This is a genomic window from Rhizorhabdus argentea (genome assembly GCF_037861105.1).
Classification (GTDB): Bacteria; Pseudomonadota; Alphaproteobacteria; order Sphingomonadales; family Sphingomonadaceae; genus Rhizorhabdus; species Rhizorhabdus argentea.
Genome location: NZ_JBANFK010000007.1, coordinates 140250 through 158920, shown reverse-complemented (window position 1 = coordinate 158920; position 18671 = coordinate 140250). Strand labels below are relative to the sequence as shown.

The window sequence follows — 18671 nt, the reverse complement described above, 5'->3', positions numbered from 1 at the left end:
GAGTCGGCGGCCTATGTCTCCATCCACTTAGGATCATGGACAATGGAGAGAGACATAGATCCCTGTCCTTGCAGGGGTGACGAGAGCATTTTCCAGAGCGATTTCAAGTCAGGTGGAATCACCTGACGACCCGGAAACCACGGCGATAAAGGAAACGGGACTGGAGCCGGTTCAATATGAGCGGGATCGAGTCCCGTCAGTGATTTCCGAGCCGGCAGGCGAGTCGGGCTGACTTGAAATCAATCAAGCCGCGATGTGCGCCGCGAATGCGTGGGCGGTGTCCTTCAGCTGTTCGAGCTTGTCATCCACGGTGCGGAAGCCTGCCTCGAGCTTGTCGAAGTGGACCGCGACATTTTCAGTGTCGGAGCGGATCTCCGCGATCGTCGAAGACATCGAATCCGCCGCCATTGCCGTCTCGTCGACGGCGGCGGTGATCATCGTCACGGTGCGCGCCTGGATATCCATCGCTTCCAGCACCCGCCCTGCGAGCGTCTCGACTTCGCCGATGGTGTCGCGGATCGAGCCATTCGCATCGACCGCCTGGCGGGTTGCGGTCTGGATCGAGGCGATCTTCCTGGCGATGTCATCGGTGGCTCGAGCGGTCTGACTCGCGAGATTCTTCACCTCCTGGGCGACCACGGCAAACCCTCTGCCTGCATCGCCTGCGCGAGCAGCCTCGATCGTCGCGTTCAGCGCGAGAAGGTTGGTCTGTCCGGCGATGTCGCGGATGAGCCCCAAAATCGATTCGATGGCATGGGCATGGTTGGTGAGTGCCTGGGAGACGGTGACGGCTTCGGCCGACTGATCGGCCGCGCGGCTCGCCACGGTGACGGTAATATCGACTTCGCGCCGGGCTTCCTCGATAGCGCGGATCAACCCGGCAGAAGTCTGTGCCGCATCGCGCATCGCGGTGGCCGACTGCTCAGCGGCGGACGCCACATCAGCCGTCTTCCCCAGCATCCCTCGTGCCGAGCGTGCCGCATGGACCATCTGGTCGCGCAGCGCCCCGGAGCTTTCGAGCGTCGTACCCAATATGCCCCCGAGATCATCGCGGAAGATCGTGCTGGCGTGCTCGCGGGCGTCCAGCGACCGCTGCCTGTACAACGCGTTGATATGAGAAAGAGCAAGCTCCAGTCTGATGTGGCCGAGAAGATGGCTCGTGTGTTGCGCTATCGACACGAATTCCGGATCTTCGGCGAAATGTTCGGCAATGCGGTCTGCCACCAGCGAAGCCTCGGCCGCCAGATCGAGCACCGCCTCGGCCATCGGCATCTTGAGCTGGTGGATGACGATGCCCGCCATGCTGAGTGAGTTGATCCACCGGGCATTGATCGGATGGCAATAGCTGTAGCGGCGGTTGCGAACAACATCCTCGAGCTTGAGCGCGGCTGTCACGCCCGGATCGTTATTGCTCAGGCGGCGGATCTCTTCCAGCCTCGGCGCCCAGTATTCCTCGGTCGTTGCCAGGATGAGTTCGGATGCCCGTTCCCACATCAAGTCGAGTCGCTGTCGAAGCAGCCCATCACTGCTATAGAGAGCAATGCGCTCCGCAATTTCGGTATCGCGCAGATAGGTAGTCGCGGTAGGTTTCCGCATGGAAGACATGTCCATTGCTCACTCCAGTCGGCATTGGCCTTACCCGGTTGAGGTTAACGAGCAGTTAGCTTGACCCGGCGCGCTGCGCCGGGTCGGTCCAATATGCCGGGAAGATCAAGCCGCCGGCCGCATGCGCACTCGAATCGAATTGACGGCGAGGCGCAAGGGCGGGTGAATGTCTGCCGGATATGGGCGGTGGAGGTCCTTGCCGACATCGAGAGCGTGATGCGGCATATCGGCTGTATCGCGCGCGGAGAATATCCCTCCACCGGGTTGCGCCGGTTCGCCTCCCCTTCGAGGGAGGATTAGCTTCGCGCAACCATAACGTCCTAGGCGCATTGTCCCCGAACCGGAGGCACGCATGCGGCTCGATGACGAACAGGAAAGCTCCAACTACGAGGTCCGCTCGGGCGGCGGTCGCGGCTTTGGGCTGCCGATTGGGATACCGCTAGGGCGCGGCGGGCTGGGCTGCGGCTCGCTGCTGCTGATCGGGATCATCTCGCTGGTGCTCGGGGTGAACCCCTTGTCACTGATCGGTGGCGGCCAGGATGGCGCTCCGGTGGTCGAGCAGGGCCAGCCGGGCGCCGCGCCCGGCGAGAAGACGCCGATCCAGAGCATGTCGCTCAAGGTTCTCGGTTCGACCGAGCGGGTGTGGGGTGATCTGTTCGCGCGGCAGGGCGGCCAATATACGCCTACGACGCTGGTCTTCTATTCGGGCGGCACCCAGGCGGGCTGCGGCTTTGCCAACGCCTCGGCGGGGCCGTTCTACTGCCCGACCGACAAGCGGATCTATCTCGACACAAGCTTCTTCGAGGAGTTGGCCAGCCGCTACGGTGCGCCAGGGGATTTCGCGCAGGCCTATGTGATCGCGCATGAGGTGGGCCATCATATCCAGGATCTCGAGGGCACGCTCGACAAGGTCCATGCTGCGCAGGGTCGGATGAGCGAAGCCCAGGCGAACGCGCTCCAGGTCAAGGTCGAGCTGCAGGCGGACTGCTACGCCGGGGTATGGGCGGCGAACGACAAGAACCTGCTGGAGGCGGGCGACGCCGAGGAGGGGCTGCGCGGCGCCGCCGCGGTCGGCGACGATACGCTGCAGAAGGCGAGCCAGGGTAATGTGGTGCCCGAGTCCTTCACCCATGGCAGCGCGGCCGAGCGGCGGAAGTGGCTGCAGGTGGGCCTGTCGACCGGAGATCCGGCCCGCTGCGACACGTTCGGCGGGCGATGATGCGGCAACGCTGGCCCGCCCGACTGTGGATCATCCGCCATGGCCAGAGCGCCGGCAATGTCGCGCGCGACGCCGCGCAGGAAGCGTCGCTCGACCGCATCGCAATCAGCGGCCGCGACGTCGACGTGCCGCTCAGTTCTCTGGGCGAGCAACAGGCTGACGCACTCGGGCACTGGTTTTCCGAAAATGACGAGGACGCGCGGCCCGATATCCTGCTGTCGTCGCCCTATCGCCGCTCGCTCCAGACCGCCCGCCGCTTCCGCGATGCCGGCGGGGCCGCGCCTGACGAGGTGATCTGCATGGACGAGCGATTGCGCGAGAAGGAATTTGGCATCCTGGACGGGCTGACGACCAGCGGCATCGCCAACAGCTTTCCCGACCAGGCGGGTTTCCGCGCGGTGCTCGGCAAATTCTACCATCGCCCGCCTGGCGGGGAGAGCTGGTGCGACGTGATCCTGCGGCTGCGCTCGCTGCTCGACACCGTCTCGCTCCATTACGCCGAGCGGCGGGTAATGATCTTCGCGCACCAGGTGGTCGTGCTGTGCCTGCGCTACATCATCGAGAATCTCGACGAGGAGCGCATTCTCGCGATCGATCGCGCCGCCGATGTCGCGAATTGCTCGGTCACCGAATATGCGTTCGATCCGCAGGCCGGGAAGAACGGCAATCTGGTGCTGGTCCGCTACAACGCCACTGCGCCGATGGAGGACGAGCATGCGCCCGTCACCCGCGCGCCCGACCAGATCGTGGCAGCGCGCGGATGACCAATGCGCCGCCGCTAGACACAGGAAGAACCAATGCGACGCCGCTCGACGCGGCGTGGCGTGCGGCGCATCCGCTGCCCGGCCATGGCCAGAGCACCGACAAGAATGCGCGCGGACGGGTGCTGCTGGTCGGCGGCAGCAGGTTCGTGCCCGGTGCGCTCGGGCTGACCGGCGAAGCGGTGCTGCGCGCGGGCGCGGGCAAGCTGCAGATCGCGACGGTGGATGACGCGGCGATGCATCTCGGCGTGCTGGTGCCGGAGGCGGCGATGATCGGCCTGCCGACCGACGATGACGGCGAGATCGCGCCCGACGCCGCGGCCGGGCTCGTCGACGCAGCGCGCTATTGCGACACGCTGCTGCTCGGCCCGGGCATGGTCAGCCAGTCGAGCGCACGCGCCTTGATTAAAGGGCTGTTCGCCGAACTGCGCGACGAGCAGATCGTGATCCTCGACGCGGCGGCCATTGCCTGCGCCGCCGACCTTCGAGAGATCGTCGCCGCGCGCAACGGCCGCGTGATCATGACCCCGCATCATGGCGAGATGGGCCGGCTTACCGGCTGCGAGCCCGAGCAGATCGCCGCCGATCCCGTGGGAAGCGCGACCGCTGCCGCGCGCGCGTTCGGCGCGGCGATCGTGCTGAAGGCTGGGGAGACGATCATCGCCGCACCCGATGGCAAGGCGCTGCTCTACGACAGCGACTGTATCGGGCTGGCCACTGGCGGGTCTGGCGACGTGCTGGCCGGCATCATGGCGGGCCTGGCCGCACGCGGGGCCGATCCGGTAACCGCCGCAGGCTGGGGCGTGTGGCTGCATGGCCAGGCGGGGCAGGCGGCGGCGGCGCGGATCGGGCCAATCGGCTTTCTTGCCCGGGACCTGCCCCGCGAGGTGCCGAGGCTGATGGCACCCGCCGGCGACGGGCAGGACTGAGGATAGTGCGGTGCGGCCGCTGGTCCATATCGGAGTACACAAGACCGGAACCAGCTGGTTCCAGAAGCGGGTCTATCCGCGTCTGACCACCCACCGGCTTGTCGACCGGCGCGCAATCCGCATCGCCTTCATGTGTCGCGACGCCTTCGATTTCGACCCGGTGGCAGCGCGCGGCGCGCTCGATCTGGATCAGGCGAGCGAACCGGCGATCCTGTGCGAAGAGGATCTGTCCGGCATCCTCCATCAAGGTCTCTCCTCCACCTATGTCGCCAAGGAGATGGCGAGGCGGCTGCACGCGACTCTGCCCGAAGCCAATATCCTGATCTTCGTCCGGGCTCAGCCGACGGCGGCGCTGTCCTGGTATCACCAATATGTCCGCGAGGGCGGCACGGCGTCGTTGCGCCGTTATCTGCTCCCGCAGCGATATCGCTTCCTGGGCAAGGACCGGCCGTTCAAGATCCCCTGCTTCGACTTTGCGCAACTCGACTATCGCGGCCTGATCGAGACATATGACCGCCTCTACGGGCGCGAACATGTCACCGTGCTGCCATATGAGGCATTGGCGCGGGACCGCGCGGCGGTGCTCGCGCGGGTCGGCGCATTGCTGCGGACCGACCTGCAGGATCCTGGCGGCGAGCGCGTGAACGGCGCCTATCGCTCCGGCCTGTTGCCGCTGCTGCGCCTTGCCAACCTATTTACTGCGCGGTCGCTGCTCTACAAGCGATGGCTGGTCCATGTCCCTTATTGGTATGCGGCCCGAAAATGGCTGTTCCGGCAGCTCAACCGGTCTCCTCTGTTCGGGCCGGTGCCGCGGCCCGCCGCCGGCCTCGATCGCGAACTCCGGCAATGGATCGCCGCACGCTTCTCGCGGTCGAACCGCTGGCTGGAGCAGCGTATGGACTGGGATCTGCGGAGCCTGGGCTATCCGGTAGACCCCCCGCAGGAGCCGGTCGATCGGCCGGCCGCTCCGCGCTGGCTGGCCTGGACGCGGCAGTGAAGACGCCGTCTCGAAAGGGCAGATCGCTCAGGCCAGAATAGTGCGATCGATCGCGGCGATGGATGTGGCGCCGGTCAGCGCCATCGCCACGCGCATCTCGGCTTCGATCAGCGCCAGCAGATGCGCGACGCCGCGCTGTCCGCCGCCGGCAAGCGCATAGGCCCAGGCTCGGCCGAGCAGCACGCCCCGCGCGCCGAGCGCGAGCATGCGCACGACATCGAGCCCCGAGCGGACCCCGCCGTCAACCACGATGGTGATGTCGTCTCCAACCGCGTCAACGATCGGCGGCAGCGCGCGGACGGACGACAAGACCCCGTCGAGCTGCCGTCCGCCATGATTGGAGACGACGATGCCGTCGGCGCCGCTGCGAACCGCCTCGCGCGCATCGTCCGGATCCAGGATGCCCTTGAGGATAAGCGGTCCCTGCCATTCCGACCGGATGAACTCAAGGTCGCGCCAGTGGATCGCCGGATCGAAGTTGGCGCGCAACCAGGCGAAGAAATCCTCGATGCCGCTCTTCCTGCCGAGCAGCGGCGCAACGTTGCCGAGCTGGTGCGGGCGACCCATCATGCCGACATCCCAGGCCCAGCGAGGGTGCATCGCCCCCTGCCACAGCCGGCGAAGTTGCCCGCGAAGCCCGGCCGCGCCGGCAAGCCCGCTATGATAATCGCGATAGCGCGAGCCCGGTACCGGCATGTCGATCGTGAACAGCAAGGCCGAGCAACCGGCCGCTGCCGCCTGCGCGAGCAGATCGCGCATGAAGCCGCGGTCACGGATCATGTAGAGCTGGAACCAGATCGGTCCCGCGACGCTCCGCGTCACCTCGGCCAGCGGGCACGCGGAGACCGTGGACAGGGTGAAGGGGATACCGGCGGCCTCGGCCGCGCGCGCCGCCTGCACCTCGCCACGGCGCGCCGTCAGCCCGGCCAGCCCTATCGGCGCGAGCGCCACCGGCAGCGCGAGCTTCTGTCCGAACAATGTCGTGCCGAGATCGAGCTGCGAAACGTCGCGCAGCACCCGCTGGCGCAGCGCGACGTCTTCGAGATCGGCGACGTTCCGCCGCAGTGTCACCTCGGCATAGGCGCCGCCATCGATATAATCGAACAGGAAACGCGGCAGCCGTCGCCGGGCCAGTTCGCGATAGTCGATTGCAGAGGCTGCGATCATGCTTGTGCCAGGCGGGTCATCGGCCGGCTATGCCACGAAGCTTCCCGCGAAGGCCACCTCCTCGATTGGCTTGCGGCCGCTGGGCCTCTCCTTGTCGCGCAGCGCTTCGGGCAGGATCGAGGGATCGGCCTGGCGTCCGACCGCCGCAGCCGCTTCGATCCGGAAATCGTCGGGCACGCCGAGTTCAATCCGCGCGGCGTCATAGTCGATCCCTGCCATGCCATGTGCGTGGAGCCCCATCAGCTGCGCCTGCAGCGCCAGCGACATCCAGGCCGAACCAGTGTCGAAGCTGTGGGTGTGCGACGGCCGGTCGTGAGATGTCGTTGCCGACACGAAGAAAATCAGCAGCGAAGCGTTCTTCGCCCAGGCCTGGTTGCCCGGTACGAGCAAGTTGAGAAAGCGGTCCCAGTTCGCGTCGCCGCGCACCGCGTAGAGCAGACGCCATGGCTGCGCGTTGAAGGAGGAGGGCGCCCAGCGCGCCGCGTCGAACAGCGCGCGCAGTTCGGCCTCATCGAGCGACGATGCGTCATACGCGCGCGGCGACCAGCGGTCGAGGAACAGGCGATCGACCTGGCTGTCGGTGGTGCGGTCGTTCATGCGGTATCTCCTTGGGCGGTTGGCTCAACACCTGGCGAAGCTTATCGGCAGGCACGGGTGCAGACCATCGCGGTAATGGAAACGCTTCGTTCGCGCAGCGACCGCCGCTGCAGGATCAGCCCCGCCGCTTCACCGGTGGCAGAACGACGGTTTCGAGCAGATCCATTGGCATGGCGCCGTTGCCCAGCACCATCGCATGGAATTGCCGGAGATCGAAACGCCTGCCGAGCCGCGCCTTCAGACGGTCTCGCAACGACAATATCCGCAACTGCCCCAGCTTGTAGCCAAGCGCCTGGCCCGGCCAGGCCATATAGCGTTCGACTTCGGCGACGACCTCGCTCGTCGGCGAGCCGCTATTCGCCTGCATATAGGCAATGGCCTGCTCGCGGGTCCATCTTAGCTGATGCAGGCCGGTGTCGACCACCAGGCGCACGCAACGGAACAGATCGTCGGCGAGCCGCCCGACATCGCCCGCCGGGTCGCGGGCATAGGCTCCGAGTTCGCCTGCCAGCCGTTCGGCATAGAGCGCCCATCCTTCCTGATAGGCATTGAAGCTGGCGATCCTTAGCAGCAGCGGCGCCTGCGGGAGGGACAAGAGGGTGGCGCCCTGGGTGTGATGACCGGGCACGCCTTCGTGATAGCTGAGCGTCGGCAGCGCATAACGATGTATGCCGGCCATATCGCGCAGGTTCATCCAGTAGACGCCGGGCCGCGAACCATCGAGCGAGGGGCCGTCATAATAGCCGCCGGGCGCCGAATTCTGCGTTGCCGGCGGAACCGCGCGGATCTCGAGCCGCTGGGTGGGAATCATCGCGCGCGGCAGGAAGCTCGGCTGGCGCGCCTCCATGCCCGCCACCAGCGCGCGGAGATAATCGAGGACCTGCTGGCGGCCCTGTGCGGTGTCGGGAAAACGCTGCCGGGGATCGGCGGCCAGCGTATCCAGCCGCTGGCGTAGCGTGCCCTTGCGCAGCCCGATCTGTCGCAGCCGGGCGTCCAGCCGTGAACTCACCAGCTTGACCTGATCGAGGCCGAGGTGGTGGATCTGTTCGGGCGACAAGGGGCTGTCGCCGACCGAACGGATGTTGGCGGCATAGAGCGCCTCGCCATCCGGCTGCGCCCAGATCCCGGCCTCCTCGCGCCCGTCGGGGAGCATGTCCCGAACGCGCGCGCGCAGCTTCGCATAGGCGGGACGCGCGCGCTTTTCGAGCGAGGTGATCGCGCGCTGTTCGGCGGCGGCGCGGATGCGGCTGTCCAGCCCAGCGGTCGCCATGCGGTCGCGCAGCGCCACGATCAGCGGATGGCTGTCGGGCGGGCCGGCAAGGAAGTTCTCGAGCACGGGCAGGGCCTTTTCGAGCAGCACTCTCGGCGGGATGCAGCCGAGCGCCTGGTCCGAACGTGTCTTCTCGACGACGCCCGCGAAGCCTGGCGTGAAACCGTCGAGCTTCTCCAGCCAGGCGTCGACTTCGGTGGGCGTCGACAGCGGTTGCTGCGCCATCATCACATTGGGCGTGTTGACCGCGGGGCCGGAAAGCTGATTGACGATGTAGGGTTCGTGCCCGGAAAACCAGAAGGGGTTGGGGCGGCCATAGCCGATTGCGGCCGAACGCGTGCCGTTTTCGATGACCGCGGCGGCAATGCGCAGCCGCAGCGTGCCGAGTGGATCGCCGCTGCAGTCGATGCGCTCGATCGCCGCGCCGGCCGCACCGAGCGCGGCACGCCAGGCTGCTTCCCCTTCGGGCGAATAATCGTCCATCCGCCGCGCGAGCGGGCCGCCGCCGGCAGAGCGCGGCACGCCGCCATAGCAGCCGGTTTCCGGCGTGTGATCGAGCAGATCGTCGGCGATCGCGTCGATCGGCGTGATGATCGGGCAGGGGCCTGGGCGGCCTGATCCGGCACTGGCAGGCAAGGCTGGGACGATGGCGGCGCTGCCGAGCAGATACCCGAACTGGCGGCGCGAAACAGCTGGGGCCATCGAGGATTCCATATGTCGTGCGATGTCGTGACATTTTCGGCGCGGAACGGCAACAGTCGGCGGATGTTCACCATCGATTCGATCGGCCGCATCGCGCGGATCAACCTCGACCGGCCTGCAGCCCGCAATGCCATCGCCATTGCGCATTGGGGGCAACTGTCCGCTGCGATCGCGGAGGTCGCCGCATCCGGGGCGAGGGTGTTGATCCTGCGGTCCGCGGCGTCAGGGATCTTCTGCTCCGGCGCGGACATCGGCGATCTCAAGGCACTTGGCGCCGATCCGGCGATGCGAACCCGCTTTCGCACCGGCATGGCGACGACCTTCGATGCGCTTGCGGCGCTGCCGATCGCGACGATCGCTGCGATCGACGGCGGCTGTTATGGTGCGGGCGTGGCGCTGGCGCTGGCCTGCGACATGCGCATCGCGGGCGCAAAGGCGGCGTTTGGAATTACCCCGGCGAAGGTCGGCATCGTCTATCCGGCCGGCGATGTCGCGCGCCTGAAGGCGCTGGTCGGATCCGGCCAGGCCACCCGGCTGCTGCTGTCGGGCATGACGATCGACGCCGATCAGGCGCTGGCGATCGGGCTGGTCGAGGAGCGAGCGCCAATCGCGGACAAGGCGGCGTTGTCGCTCGCGGAGACGATTTCGGTCAACTCGGCGTCGAGCGTCACCGGGCTCAAGCGGATCCTCGCCGACGATATCGACGCCGACCGGCTGTTTGAAGACGCGTTCGGCGGCGACGATTTCCTCGAAGGCGTCGCGGCCTTCCACGCCCGGCGCCGGCCGGTGTTCGCCGGATGAGCGGGCTGCTGCTGGTCGCCGATCACGCATCCAATCATGTGCCCGACGACATCGACCTCGATGTCGATCCATCGCTGCTGGACCAGCATATGGCGATCGACATCGGCGTCGAACCGCTCGGCCGGCTGCTCTGCGCTCGGCTCGGGATGGAAGGCATCTTCGGCCCGGTGTCGCGGCTGGTGATCGACCTCAACCGCGAGGAGGACGCGCACGGCCTGATCCCGATCGAGAGCGACGGCTTCGCCGTCCCGGGCAACGCCCTGCTCGACGAAGCCGGCCGGCGCGCGCGGGTCGAGCGGTTCTGGCGCCCCTATCATAGCGGCATCGCCGTGCGCGTCGCCGCGGATCGCCCGCGGCTGATCATCTCGCTTCACAGCTTCACACCGCAACTCGCGACCCGGCCGCAGGAGCAGCGGCCGTGGCAGGTCGGGGTGCTGTATAATCAGGATGACCGCGCGGCGCGGCCGGGCATCGCAGCGCTGCGCGAGGCAGGGGTCGTCACAGGCGACAATGAGCCCTATTCGGGCAAGGTTCTGAACGCGACGATGAACCTGCATGCCGAAGGGAACGGCATAGCCTATCTGGGGCTGGAGGTGCGACAGGACCTGATCGGCGACGATGCAGGCGCGGAGACATGGGCGGAGAAGCTGGCGCCTGTGATCGGCAAAGTGGCCAGTCGCTTCTAGGCCGCCGGCTCCCTCCCGTCGGCAAGGATGGCTGCCCCGGGGGCTTCCGCAGAAGCTGGAACAGGTCTATGCAGTCGATAGTTTTGCGGTCGAGAACGTCATCCGCTTTTAGGAGACATCTCTCCTGAAATGGCGGCTGGCATGCAGAAGACGGTTTTGATCGTCGAGGATGAGTATTTGATCGCGATGGATCTTCGGCTGTGGGTCGAGGGCCGCGGCTGGCGTGCCATCGGGCCTGTGGCCACGGTGAATGCCGCGCTCCGCCTGATCGAAGAGGAACTGCCGACGGTCGCCCTGCTCGACGTCCATTTGGGAGATGAACTGATCACGCCGGTAGCCGAGGCCCTTAAAGCGCGCGGCGTGCCCTTCGCCGTGGCAAGCGCCTACGCCCAGCCCGAGCATTTCGGGGGCGATGCTCTCGCCGGAGCGCCCAATGCCGGCAAGCCAACCAGCGAGCGGCGCCTGCTGGCTGCCCTGGAGCAACTGATGTGATCCGAACAGGCTCGCCCTGTCCCCGCGCCGCCCGGGGATATTCGCTTCGGCGGGCGAGACTCAAGCGAGGGATGCTATAACCTCCGGCGCATCTGTTATAGCGATAGACGATGAAGCATCGATAGACGCAGCTTACAGCGGTGCCCGAGAGTCAACATCATCAGTCTGTTAGGTCAATATGCGCAATCAAAGCCTTTTCCAGCCCTTCGAAAATCGTTCACTGTCCCTGCCCAATCGGATCGCGATGGCGCCGATGACGCGTACCTTCTCGGTCGGCGGCGTTCCGGGGCCGGACGTGGCGGCCTATTACAGACGCCGTGCGGAAGGTGGCGTCGGCCTCATCATCACGGAGGGCACGTGGATTCCGCATCCCGGAGCATCCAACGAAGAAAATGCGCCTCGCTTCTACGGCGAGGACGCGCTTGCAGGCTGGGCGGAGGTCGTCCGCGAGGTTCATGCAGGCGGTGCGCGGATCGTGCCGCAGCTTTGGCACGTCGGGCTGACCCATCGGCCGAAGGCGTCGAATGTCTATGACGATGTCGAAGAAGACTTTTCGGGACGGGTCAGTCCATCCGGCTATGTAGCGGTTGGCGACAAGATCGCCGAGGGGATGAGCAACGACGACGCCGAAGCCGTGATCGAGGCCTATGCTACGGCGGCTGCGACAGCCAGGAAGCTGGGCTTCGACGGTGTCGAGATCCATGGCGCCCATGGCTATATGGTCGACCAGTTCCTCTGGCATGAGACCAACCGGCGGACGGACCGCTGGGGCGGCGACATTGCCGGTCGAGTGCGCTTTGCGGTCGAGATGACCCGCGCATGCCGGGCGGCGGTTGGTCCGGACTTCTCCATCATCCTTCGCTTCTCGCAATGGAAGCTGCAGGATTACGGCGCCAGGCTGGCTCATTCACCCCAGGAACTGGAGCAATTTCTGCTTCCCCTCGCCGATGCCGGAGTCGACATCTTTCATGCCTCGCAACGGCGGTTCTGGGAGCCGGAGTTCGACGGCAGCGATCTCAATCTCGCCGGCTGGGCCAAGAAGATCACTGGCAAAGCGTCGATCACTGTCGGATCGGTCGGGCTCGATCGCGAGCTTCTCGAAACCGGAGTGGATCCGAGCGTAGTCGCCGGCGTCGCCAATCTCGACCGGCTGTTCGAGATGCATGCCCGCGGTGATTTCGATCTCGTTGCTGTCGGACGGGCTCTGATCGCCGAGCCGGATTGGCCCGTGAAGGTGCGCGACGGGCGCTACGACGAATTGCACCCATTCGATGTGGGACTTTTGGCTACCCTCGCCTGACAGGTACAGCCCCGGCTCAGGCGCTGCGATCGAGCCAGCGGTTCATCCGCGCCTTCTCCGCTTCGCCTGCAATGGCGAAAAGCGGGAGGGTCATCGCTGCGATCAGATCGGATCTCAGGGTGGTCAGGCCATATTCCCCCGCCGCCCAACCAGCGATGGGGATGTTCAACTGGTGCGCAAGCGTCTTGGCGATGGTGGGGAGCGCGATGTCCCGAGGCAAGCTCAACTCGCCCTGTGCCTGCATGGCTTCGATCCAGGTGAGGAACTGTCGCTCGATCGAACCTAGGATCATCCGCACGGTCGAGCCATCGAGCATCGCCAGCCGCGATCCCCGATCGATCTGGCGGTAATAGCCTGGGCTGGATTCGATCGCGTCGAGCTTGGTCGCAACGAAGGCGAGGCAGGGGTTGACGTCCTCCAACAGCGCACGTCGATCTGCTATCGAGAATTTCACGCGCAAACCCTCCTGGAGCGCGCCGTGCAGGAGGTCGTGCCGGCTTCCGACCAGTGCGTAGATGGTCGCCGGCGTGACCGCGCTTCGTTCAGCGACGATCCTCATCTTCACCTGATCGCATCCGGACTCACCGATGATGCTGCGCGTGGTTGCCAGGATGGCGGCACGCTTGGGCGAGGCATGGCCTATGCGACCGTCCATCGGAATGCCGATGGGCATCGGTTCATCGAATCGGAATATGGAAGGCAGGGATTTCATGTCGCCCTCCTACCATAGGAATGTCGCTGCCGATAATGCTGCCAGGTTCCCCTGGCGGTGATTACGCCATCCAGGTCGGCCTGAAACCGCTCGAGGTCGTTAGGCGCTCTGGCAGCTCGTCCTGCCGGGGCCTTGCCTCGACCGCCCCGCAGCGCCTAGAGCGCTCCGCGCAACCAAGGAAGTCCCGATGACGCAGACATTCGATAAGTCGAAGCTCCCCAGCCGCCATGTCTCGGTCGGCCCCGAGCGGGCGCCGCAGCGCAGCTATTATTATGCGATGGGGATGACCGAGGAGCAGATTGCGGCGCCGTTCGTCGCAGTCGCCTCGGCCGGCAACGACTCGGCGCCCTGCAACACGACGCTGGACGCGCAGGCCGACGTTTGCCGGGAAGGCGTGATGGAGGCGGGCGGCACGCCGCGGCGGTTCAACACCATCACCGTCACCGACGGCATCGCAATGGGCCATCAGGGGATGAAGTCTTCGCTGGTGAGCCGCGAAGTGATCGCAGACTCGGTCGAACTGTCGGTGCGCGGCCATTGCTACGACGCCGTCGTCGGTTTCGCCGGATGTGACAAGTCGTTGCCCGGCATGATGATGGCGATGCTGCGCCTGAACGTGCCGTCGATCTTCGTCTATGGCGGCTCGATCCTGCCCGGCACCTACCAGGGGCGCGACCTGACCGTGCAGGATGTGTTCGAGGTGGTCGGGCGCTATTCGGCCCATGCATGCCCGCTCTCGGAAGTGACCGCCATCGAGAAGGCGGCGTGCCCCGGCCATGGTGCGTGCGGCGGCCAGTTCACCGCCAACACCATGGCCTGCGTTGGCGAAGCGATCGGCCTGTCGCTGCCCAACTCGAACATGATGCCCGCGCCCTATCGCGGCCGCGACGAGTTCGCCCGCGCCGCCGGGCGCCAGATCATGGACCTGATCGCCAAGAATATCCGCCCGCGTGACATCTGTACCCGCGACGCATTCGAGAATGCCGCGCGCATCGTCGCTGCGACCGGCGGCTCGACCAATGCCGGGTTGCATCTGCCCGCGATGGCGCATGAAGCGGGGATCGACTTCTCGCTGTTCGACGTCGCCGAGATCTTCAAGACCACGCCTTATCTTGCCGACCTCAAGCCGGGCGGCAAATATGTCGCCAGGGACATGTACAATGCCGGCGGCGTCTACATGCTGATGAAGACGATGCTGAGCGAAGGGCTGCTGCACGGCGATTGCATCACCGTCACCGGCAAGACGCTGGGCGAGAATATCGACGAGGTCACCTGGAATCCCGACCAGAAGGTGATCTACGACGTCAAGACGCCGATCACACCCACCGGTGGCGTCGTCGGCCTGCGCGGCACGCTGGCGCCAGACGGGGCGATCGTGAAGGTCGCCGGCATGGCGCGGCTCGAGTTCACCGGCCCCGCACAGGTGTTCGACTGTGAAGAGGATTGCTTCGCGGCGGTCGAGGCGCGCCAGATCATCGAGGGTTCGGTGATCGTGATCCGCTACGAGGGGCCGAAGGGCGGCCCCGGAATGCGCGAGATGCTGGCGACCACCGCGGCGCTCTACGGCCAGGGTATGGGCGAGAAAGTTGCGCTGATCACCGACGGGCGCTTCTCAGGGGCGACGCGCGGCTTCTGCATCGGCCATGTCGGGCCGGAGGCGGCGGCCGGTGGGCCGATCGCGCTGATCGAAAATGGCGACATCATCCGCATCGACGCGACGGCTGGGACGATCGACCTCGACGTGCCAGACGACGTGCTGGCGGCGCGCAAGGCCAAATGGCAACCGCGCCAGCACGATTATCAGTCGGGCGCGCTGTGGCGCTATGCTCAGAATGTCGGACCGGCCTGGGCGGGCGCGGTCACCCATCCCGGCGGCAAGGCCGAGACTCACATGTTCGCGGATATCTGAACTTGGAGCACCGTCATCCCAGCTTCGGTGGACCTTTGCGTAGATGAAGGCGCACCCTCCTGGTGTGAAAGAGCTACGGACGGCGAGTGGGGCAATGCTTGCGCTGCTGGCCGGCTGCGGCCCAGCCGATAGCGGCAGGATCGCCGGCGAGCCGATTGCCTGCTTACTACCCGGCAAGAGCGGCTTCGACCAGGTCTGTACGGTCGACAGGATGCGCAGTCCCGATGGTGTCGTTCTGACGGCGCGCATGCCCGACGGCGGGTTCCGCCGGCTGCTGGTCGTCAAGGACGGTCGTGGCGTGATCGCGGCTGACGGCGCTGAGCCTGTCGTGGTAAAGCCAGGCAAAGACAGCATCGACGTGGCCGCGGGCGGCGCCGTCTATCGGTTGCCCGCGCGGATCGTGCCGTGATTGGACGGCCGATCCTCACTGCCGCCGAAACGCGCGCTGCCGAGGCGGCGGTGTTCGCGCAGGGCGTCACGGTTGAACAGGCGATGGAGCGCGCCGGCAGCGCGGTCGCCGACGTGGCGTGGCGCTATGCGGGACGCGCGCCCACACTGATCCTGTGCGGCCCCGGCAATAATGGCGGCGACGGCTATGTGATCGCGCGGTTGCTGAAGGCGCGGGGCGTCAGCGTACGCGTTGCAGCCAGCAGTGAGCCCAGGAGCGACGCTGCGCGCGCCATGCGGTCGCGCTGGGACGGAGTGGTCGAGCCGCTGGCGGACGCGCAGCCCGCGCCGGTGATCATCGATGCGCTGTTCGGCACCGGTCTGGCGCGGCCGCTCGACGCAGCGGTGGCGGAGCCGTTGGCGCGGCTGGCGAAAGCGGCAACGCGGCGGATAGCCGTCGACCTGCCGAGCGGCGTCGGCACCGACGACGGCGCACTGCTCGGGCCGGCTATCCGATATGACGTGACGGTCGCGCTGGCAGTCCTCAAACCGGCGCACCGGCTGCAGCCGGCTGCAGCGCTGATGGGTCGGCTGGTCGTGGCGGACATCGGCATTCCCGGGAAATCGCTGCTCGTCGAAATCGCGCGGCCGCATCTTCCCGCGCCGGGACCAGCCGATCATAAATATAGCCGCGGCCATGTCGTCGTCGCCGAGGGCGCCATGCCGGGTGCAGCGCTGCTGGCGGCGATGGCGGCGCAGCGCGGCGGCGCCGGTTATGTGACGCTCGCCGGCCGCGGATCGGGCGGGCCTGCCGCGATCGTTCGACGCGATGTCGACCTGGGTGAATTGCTTGCCGATCGGAGGGTCGGCGCAGTGCTGGCCGGGCCGGGGCTTGGCCGCGATACGGCGGGTCGGGCATTGCTCGAGACAGCGCTGGCGAGCGGCAAGTCGCTCGTCCTCGATGCCGATGCGCTGATGCTGCTGTCCGGCACCGGCCCGCTCGCCGGATTGCCGGTGCTGACCCCGCATGAAGGCGAGTTCACGGCACTGTTCGGCGATCTGCCCGGCAGCCGGATCGAGCGGGCGCGTGCCGCCGCAGCACGAGCGCGCGCTGTCGTCGTGCTCAAGGGGGCCGACACCGTTGTCGCCTCGCCTGATGGCGCGGCCGCGATAGCCGCGCCTGCGCCGGGCTGGCTCGCGAGCGCCGGGACGGGCGACGTGCTGGCGGGGCTGATCGCAGCCAACTGCGCACGCGGGCTCCCACCGTTCGAGGCGGCTTGCGGGGGCATATGGCTGCATGGCCGCGCTGCCGAGTTGGCGGGTCCGGGACTGATCGCTGACGACCTGATTGGGCATCTTTCCGCGGCAATGGCGGAGTGCCTGTGAACGATATGGTCCCGATCATCCGCATCGCTGCGCGCGGTGAAGGCATTACCGAGGATGGCCGGCACTCGCCGCTGTCCGCCCCCGGCGATCTGCTCGCTATGGACGGCACGCTGGTCCGCGGCCCGCATCATATCGATCCGCCGTGCCGGCATTTTCCGAAATGCGGCGGCTGCCAGCTGCAGCATGTCGACGACTCCAGCTACGCGGAGTTCATCGGGCAGCGGATCGTCAGCGCGCTGGGCCAGCAGAAAGTCGCCGCCCCCGAACTGGCGCCCGCGATCCTGTCGGCGCCCGAGACGCGCCGCCGGACCTCGCTTCGCGCCGAGCGGCAGGGCAAGCGGATGCTGATTGGCTTCAATGAGGAGCAAAGCCACCACATCGTCGACATGAAGATGTGTGTGATCCTGCACCCGGCGCTGTTCGCGCTGGTCGATCCGCTGCGTAAATTGCTGCACCCCATGCTGCGCGACCGGCGTGCCGCCGGCGTCCAGATGACGCTCGTCGACCAAGGCGTCGATCTGCTGCTCGACAAGGTTGAAGTCGAGGGGCTGGCGGCGGTCGAGGCGCTCAACGATTTCGCGCAGCGACATCGGCTGGCGCGGCTCTCGGTCGACGACGGCTACGGTCCGCAGCCGCGGTGGGAGCCCGAACCGGCTACGGTCACGCTCGGCGGGGTCCCCGTGGCGTTCCCGGCCGGCGGCTTCCTCCAGGCGACATGGGATGGCGAAGCGGCTTTGGCGGCAGCGGTCGAAACGATCGTCGGCGATGCCGACATGGTCGCCGACCTGTTCGCCGGGCTGGGGACCTTCACCCTGCCGCTCTCCATCGAGCGTCGGGTCTATGCGGCGGAAGGCGCGCGTGACGCAGCGCTGGCGCTGAAGTCTGCCGGCGAGCGGGCGCAGCGCCATGTGGGCGTCGAGCATCGCGATCTGTTTCGCCGCCCGCTGCAGCCGGACGAACTCGACCGCTTCGGTGCGGTCGTGCTCGATCCGCCGCGCGCCGGTGCTCGCGAGCAGGTGGCGGCGCTCGCCGCTTCGACCAAGGTCGCGCGCATCGCCTATGTTTCATGCAATCCTTCTACCTTCGCGCGCGACGCCCGTACCCTGGTGGAGGGCGGCTGGCGGCTGGAGCGGATCACCCCGGTCGGCCAGTTCCGCTGGTCGACCCATGTCGAGTTGGTCGCCGCGTTCGCCCGAGTGCCGGGTTAGGCAGCCGGACCCGCCAACAGGATCAGCGCCGCCCTTGCGGCCAGCACGAACAGCACCAGCGACGCTGCCAGGAAGATCATGAAGCGCAGACCCACATGGTTGGACAGCGCCTGGACAAGGCTGTGCGCCACGCGCAGCCCGACATATATCCAGGCCAGCGCCGCGTTGAGGCCGCCGCCGGCGCCCAATAGGGCGAGGACGATCGCGGTGGCGTAGAAGATCGTCGGCTGCTCGTGAAGATGGTTGTAATTGTCCGCCTTCCACCGCGCTCGCGCCGGTATCTTGTCCATGAACTCGCTGACCGGCCGCTGCGGATCATAGACAATACGTCCCTTCACGATGGCCGGTATGCGGGTGGCGAAAAGCCAGGCGAGCATCGCGCAAGTCCACAGCACCAGTGCGATGACTGCGCCTAAAATCTGTGTGTGCATCTCGCCATCCTCCCGATTTGCGCAGACTGACGGCTGGCGGCAACGCTGTCCATCCGGATCGCCGGGCGCGGCTGCGTCCTCATCAGAGAGCGACATAAATCATGGTTAAACT

The 18671-nt window shown here is 66.6% G+C and carries 18 protein-coding genes; 12 read left to right on the top strand and 6 right to left on the bottom strand.

Annotated features, from left to right (window positions below; translation table 11 throughout):
* Window positions 1-243: 243 nt before the first annotated feature.
* Window positions 244-1596, bottom strand: coding sequence for a methyl-accepting chemotaxis protein (locus tag AAC645_RS09105; protein ID WP_340315424.1), 1353 nt, complete (start codon window positions 1594-1596; stop codon window positions 244-246).
* Window positions 1597-1957: 361 nt separating this feature from the next.
* On the opposite strand from AAC645_RS09105, the gene ypfJ reads away from it, so the two are divergent.
* From ypfJ to AAC645_RS09085, 4 genes are read left to right on the top strand one after another with little or no spacing between them, the layout of a single operon-like run.
* A complete protein-coding gene (ypfJ, locus tag AAC645_RS09100) occupies window positions 1958-2824 on the top strand; it encodes a KPN_02809 family neutral zinc metallopeptidase (RefSeq protein WP_340315423.1) in 867 nt (288 codons plus the stop codon).
* Window positions 2821-3588 (top strand): histidine phosphatase family protein, encoded by a 768-nt coding sequence (locus AAC645_RS09095; RefSeq protein WP_340315422.1) that lies wholly within the window; start codon window positions 2821-2823, stop codon window positions 3586-3588. The genes ypfJ and AAC645_RS09095 overlap by 4 nt, the downstream gene beginning before the upstream one ends.
* On the top strand, window positions 3585-4514 hold the full coding sequence (locus tag AAC645_RS09090; RefSeq protein WP_340315420.1) for an NAD(P)H-hydrate dehydratase: 930 nt from the start codon (window positions 3585-3587) through the stop codon (window positions 4512-4514). Before AAC645_RS09095 ends, AAC645_RS09090 begins: the two co-directional genes overlap by 4 nt.
* 10 nt (window positions 4515-4524) lie before the next feature.
* Window positions 4525-5511: a hypothetical protein gene (locus AAC645_RS09085; RefSeq protein ID WP_340315418.1), complete on the top strand. Its 987-nt coding sequence runs from the start codon at window positions 4525-4527 to the stop codon at window positions 5509-5511.
* Between the two features lie 27 nt (window positions 5512-5538).
* Here AAC645_RS09085 and lldD read toward each other — a convergent pair whose 3' ends face one another.
* The 3 genes from lldD to AAC645_RS09070 all read right to left on the bottom strand — a co-directional run bounded on the left by lldD (window position 5539) and on the right by AAC645_RS09070 (window position 9247).
* The gene (gene lldD, locus AAC645_RS09080) at window positions 5539-6678 is read right to left on the bottom strand and encodes an FMN-dependent L-lactate dehydrogenase LldD (RefSeq protein WP_340315417.1); all 1140 of its coding nucleotides are present in this window, start codon (window positions 6676-6678) and stop codon (window positions 5539-5541) included.
* 27 nt (window positions 6679-6705) lie between these two features.
* Complete coding sequence (locus AAC645_RS09075; RefSeq protein ID WP_340315415.1) at window positions 6706-7275, bottom strand: nitroreductase family protein; 570 nt, start codon at window positions 7273-7275, stop codon at window positions 6706-6708.
* Between the two features lie 115 nt (window positions 7276-7390).
* The gene (locus AAC645_RS09070; protein ID WP_340315413.1) at window positions 7391-9247 is read right to left on the bottom strand and encodes a DUF885 domain-containing protein; all 1857 of its coding nucleotides are present in this window, start codon (window positions 9245-9247) and stop codon (window positions 7391-7393) included.
* Window positions 9248-9310: 63 nt separating this feature from the next.
* On the opposite strand from AAC645_RS09070, the gene AAC645_RS09065 reads away from it, so the two are divergent.
* The 4 genes from AAC645_RS09065 (at window position 9311) to AAC645_RS09050 (ending at window position 12526) form a co-directional block, all read left to right on the top strand.
* The gene (locus AAC645_RS09065; RefSeq protein ID WP_340315412.1) at window positions 9311-10048 is read left to right on the top strand and encodes an enoyl-CoA hydratase/isomerase family protein; all 738 of its coding nucleotides are present in this window, start codon (window positions 9311-9313) and stop codon (window positions 10046-10048) included.
* A complete protein-coding gene (locus AAC645_RS09060; RefSeq protein WP_340315410.1) occupies window positions 10045-10734 on the top strand; it encodes an N-formylglutamate amidohydrolase in 690 nt (229 codons plus the stop codon). The genes AAC645_RS09065 and AAC645_RS09060 overlap by 4 nt, the downstream gene beginning before the upstream one ends.
* Window positions 10735-10863: 129 nt before the next feature.
* Entirely contained in the window at window positions 10864-11226 is a 363-nt protein-coding gene (locus AAC645_RS09055; protein ID WP_340315409.1) for a response regulator, read from the top strand.
* Between the two features lie 178 nt (window positions 11227-11404).
* Window positions 11405-12526: an NADH:flavin oxidoreductase gene (locus tag AAC645_RS09050; protein WP_340315407.1), complete on the top strand. Its 1122-nt coding sequence runs from the start codon at window positions 11405-11407 to the stop codon at window positions 12524-12526.
* 16 nt (window positions 12527-12542) lie between these two features.
* Here AAC645_RS09050 and AAC645_RS09045 read toward each other — a convergent pair whose 3' ends face one another.
* Window positions 12543-13238 carry a TetR/AcrR family transcriptional regulator gene (locus tag AAC645_RS09045; RefSeq protein WP_340315405.1) on the bottom strand — a complete coding sequence of 232 codons (696 nt, stop codon included), beginning with the start codon at window positions 13236-13238 and terminating at the stop codon, window positions 12543-12545.
* A 187-nt stretch (window positions 13239-13425) separates the two neighbouring features.
* Between AAC645_RS09045 and ilvD the strand changes: the two genes are divergently transcribed.
* The 4 genes from ilvD (at window position 13426) to AAC645_RS09025 (ending at window position 18128) form a co-directional block, all read left to right on the top strand.
* A complete protein-coding gene (gene ilvD, locus AAC645_RS09040) occupies window positions 13426-15147 on the top strand; it encodes a dihydroxy-acid dehydratase (RefSeq protein ID WP_340315403.1) in 1722 nt (573 codons plus the stop codon).
* A 94-nt stretch (window positions 15148-15241) separates the two neighbouring features.
* Window positions 15242-15556, top strand: a complete 315-nt coding sequence (locus AAC645_RS09035) for a hypothetical protein (protein ID WP_340315401.1) — start codon at window positions 15242-15244, stop codon at window positions 15554-15556.
* Window positions 15553-16920 carry an NAD(P)H-hydrate dehydratase gene (locus tag AAC645_RS09030; RefSeq protein WP_340315399.1) on the top strand — a complete coding sequence of 456 codons (1368 nt, stop codon included), beginning with the start codon at window positions 15553-15555 and terminating at the stop codon, window positions 16918-16920. The genes AAC645_RS09035 and AAC645_RS09030 overlap by 4 nt, the downstream gene beginning before the upstream one ends.
* 5 nt (window positions 16921-16925) lie before the next feature.
* Window positions 16926-18128 carry a class I SAM-dependent RNA methyltransferase gene (locus AAC645_RS09025; protein ID WP_340315484.1) on the top strand — a complete coding sequence of 401 codons (1203 nt, stop codon included), beginning with the start codon at window positions 16926-16928 and terminating at the stop codon, window positions 18126-18128.
* Here the strand turns inward: AAC645_RS09025 and AAC645_RS09020 are convergent.
* Window positions 18125-18559 (bottom strand): MAPEG family protein, encoded by a 435-nt coding sequence (locus AAC645_RS09020; protein ID WP_340315397.1) that lies wholly within the window; start codon window positions 18557-18559, stop codon window positions 18125-18127. The two genes, AAC645_RS09025 and AAC645_RS09020, sit on opposite strands and share 4 nt — an antisense overlap.
* Between the last annotated feature and the right edge of the window lie 112 nt (window positions 18560-18671).

What these genes read in the sequence shown, in the direction of transcription:
- AAC645_RS09035 (WP_340315401.1), top strand. Translation starts at nt 15,242, where the DNA reads ATGCTTGCGCTGCTGGCCGGCTGCGGCCCAGCCGATAGCGGCAGGATC.
- AAC645_RS09090 (WP_340315420.1), top strand. Translation starts at nt 3,585, where the DNA reads ATGACCAATGCGCCGCCGCTAGACACAGGAAGAACCAATGCGACGCCG.
- AAC645_RS09025 (WP_340315484.1), top strand. Translation starts at nt 16,926, where the DNA reads ATGGTCCCGATCATCCGCATCGCTGCGCGCGGTGAAGGCATTACCGAG.
- AAC645_RS09045 (WP_340315405.1), bottom strand. Translation starts at nt 13,238, where the DNA reads ATGAAATCCCTGCCTTCCATATTCCGATTCGATGAACCGATGCCCATC.
- AAC645_RS09020 (WP_340315397.1), bottom strand. Translation starts at nt 18,559, where the DNA reads ATGCACACACAGATTTTAGGCGCAGTCATCGCACTGGTGCTGTGGACT.
- AAC645_RS09055 (WP_340315409.1), top strand. Translation starts at nt 10,864, where the DNA reads ATGGCGGCTGGCATGCAGAAGACGGTTTTGATCGTCGAGGATGAGTAT.
- AAC645_RS09060 (WP_340315410.1), top strand. Translation starts at nt 10,045, where the DNA reads ATGAGCGGGCTGCTGCTGGTCGCCGATCACGCATCCAATCATGTGCCC.
- AAC645_RS09075 (WP_340315415.1), bottom strand. Translation starts at nt 7,275, where the DNA reads ATGAACGACCGCACCACCGACAGCCAGGTCGATCGCCTGTTCCTCGAC.
- lldD (WP_340315417.1), bottom strand. Translation starts at nt 6,678, where the DNA reads ATGATCGCAGCCTCTGCAATCGACTATCGCGAACTGGCCCGGCGACGG.
- ypfJ (WP_340315423.1), top strand. Translation starts at nt 1,958, where the DNA reads ATGCGGCTCGATGACGAACAGGAAAGCTCCAACTACGAGGTCCGCTCG.
- AAC645_RS09095 (WP_340315422.1), top strand. Translation starts at nt 2,821, where the DNA reads ATGATGCGGCAACGCTGGCCCGCCCGACTGTGGATCATCCGCCATGGC.
- ilvD (WP_340315403.1), top strand. Translation starts at nt 13,426, where the DNA reads ATGACGCAGACATTCGATAAGTCGAAGCTCCCCAGCCGCCATGTCTCG.
- AAC645_RS09070 (WP_340315413.1), bottom strand. Translation starts at nt 9,247, where the DNA reads ATGGCCCCAGCTGTTTCGCGCCGCCAGTTCGGGTATCTGCTCGGCAGC.
- AAC645_RS09050 (WP_340315407.1), top strand. Translation starts at nt 11,405, where the DNA reads ATGCGCAATCAAAGCCTTTTCCAGCCCTTCGAAAATCGTTCACTGTCC.
- AAC645_RS09105 (WP_340315424.1), bottom strand. Translation starts at nt 1,596, where the DNA reads ATGCGGAAACCTACCGCGACTACCTATCTGCGCGATACCGAAATTGCG.
- AAC645_RS09065 (WP_340315412.1), top strand. Translation starts at nt 9,311, where the DNA reads ATGTTCACCATCGATTCGATCGGCCGCATCGCGCGGATCAACCTCGAC.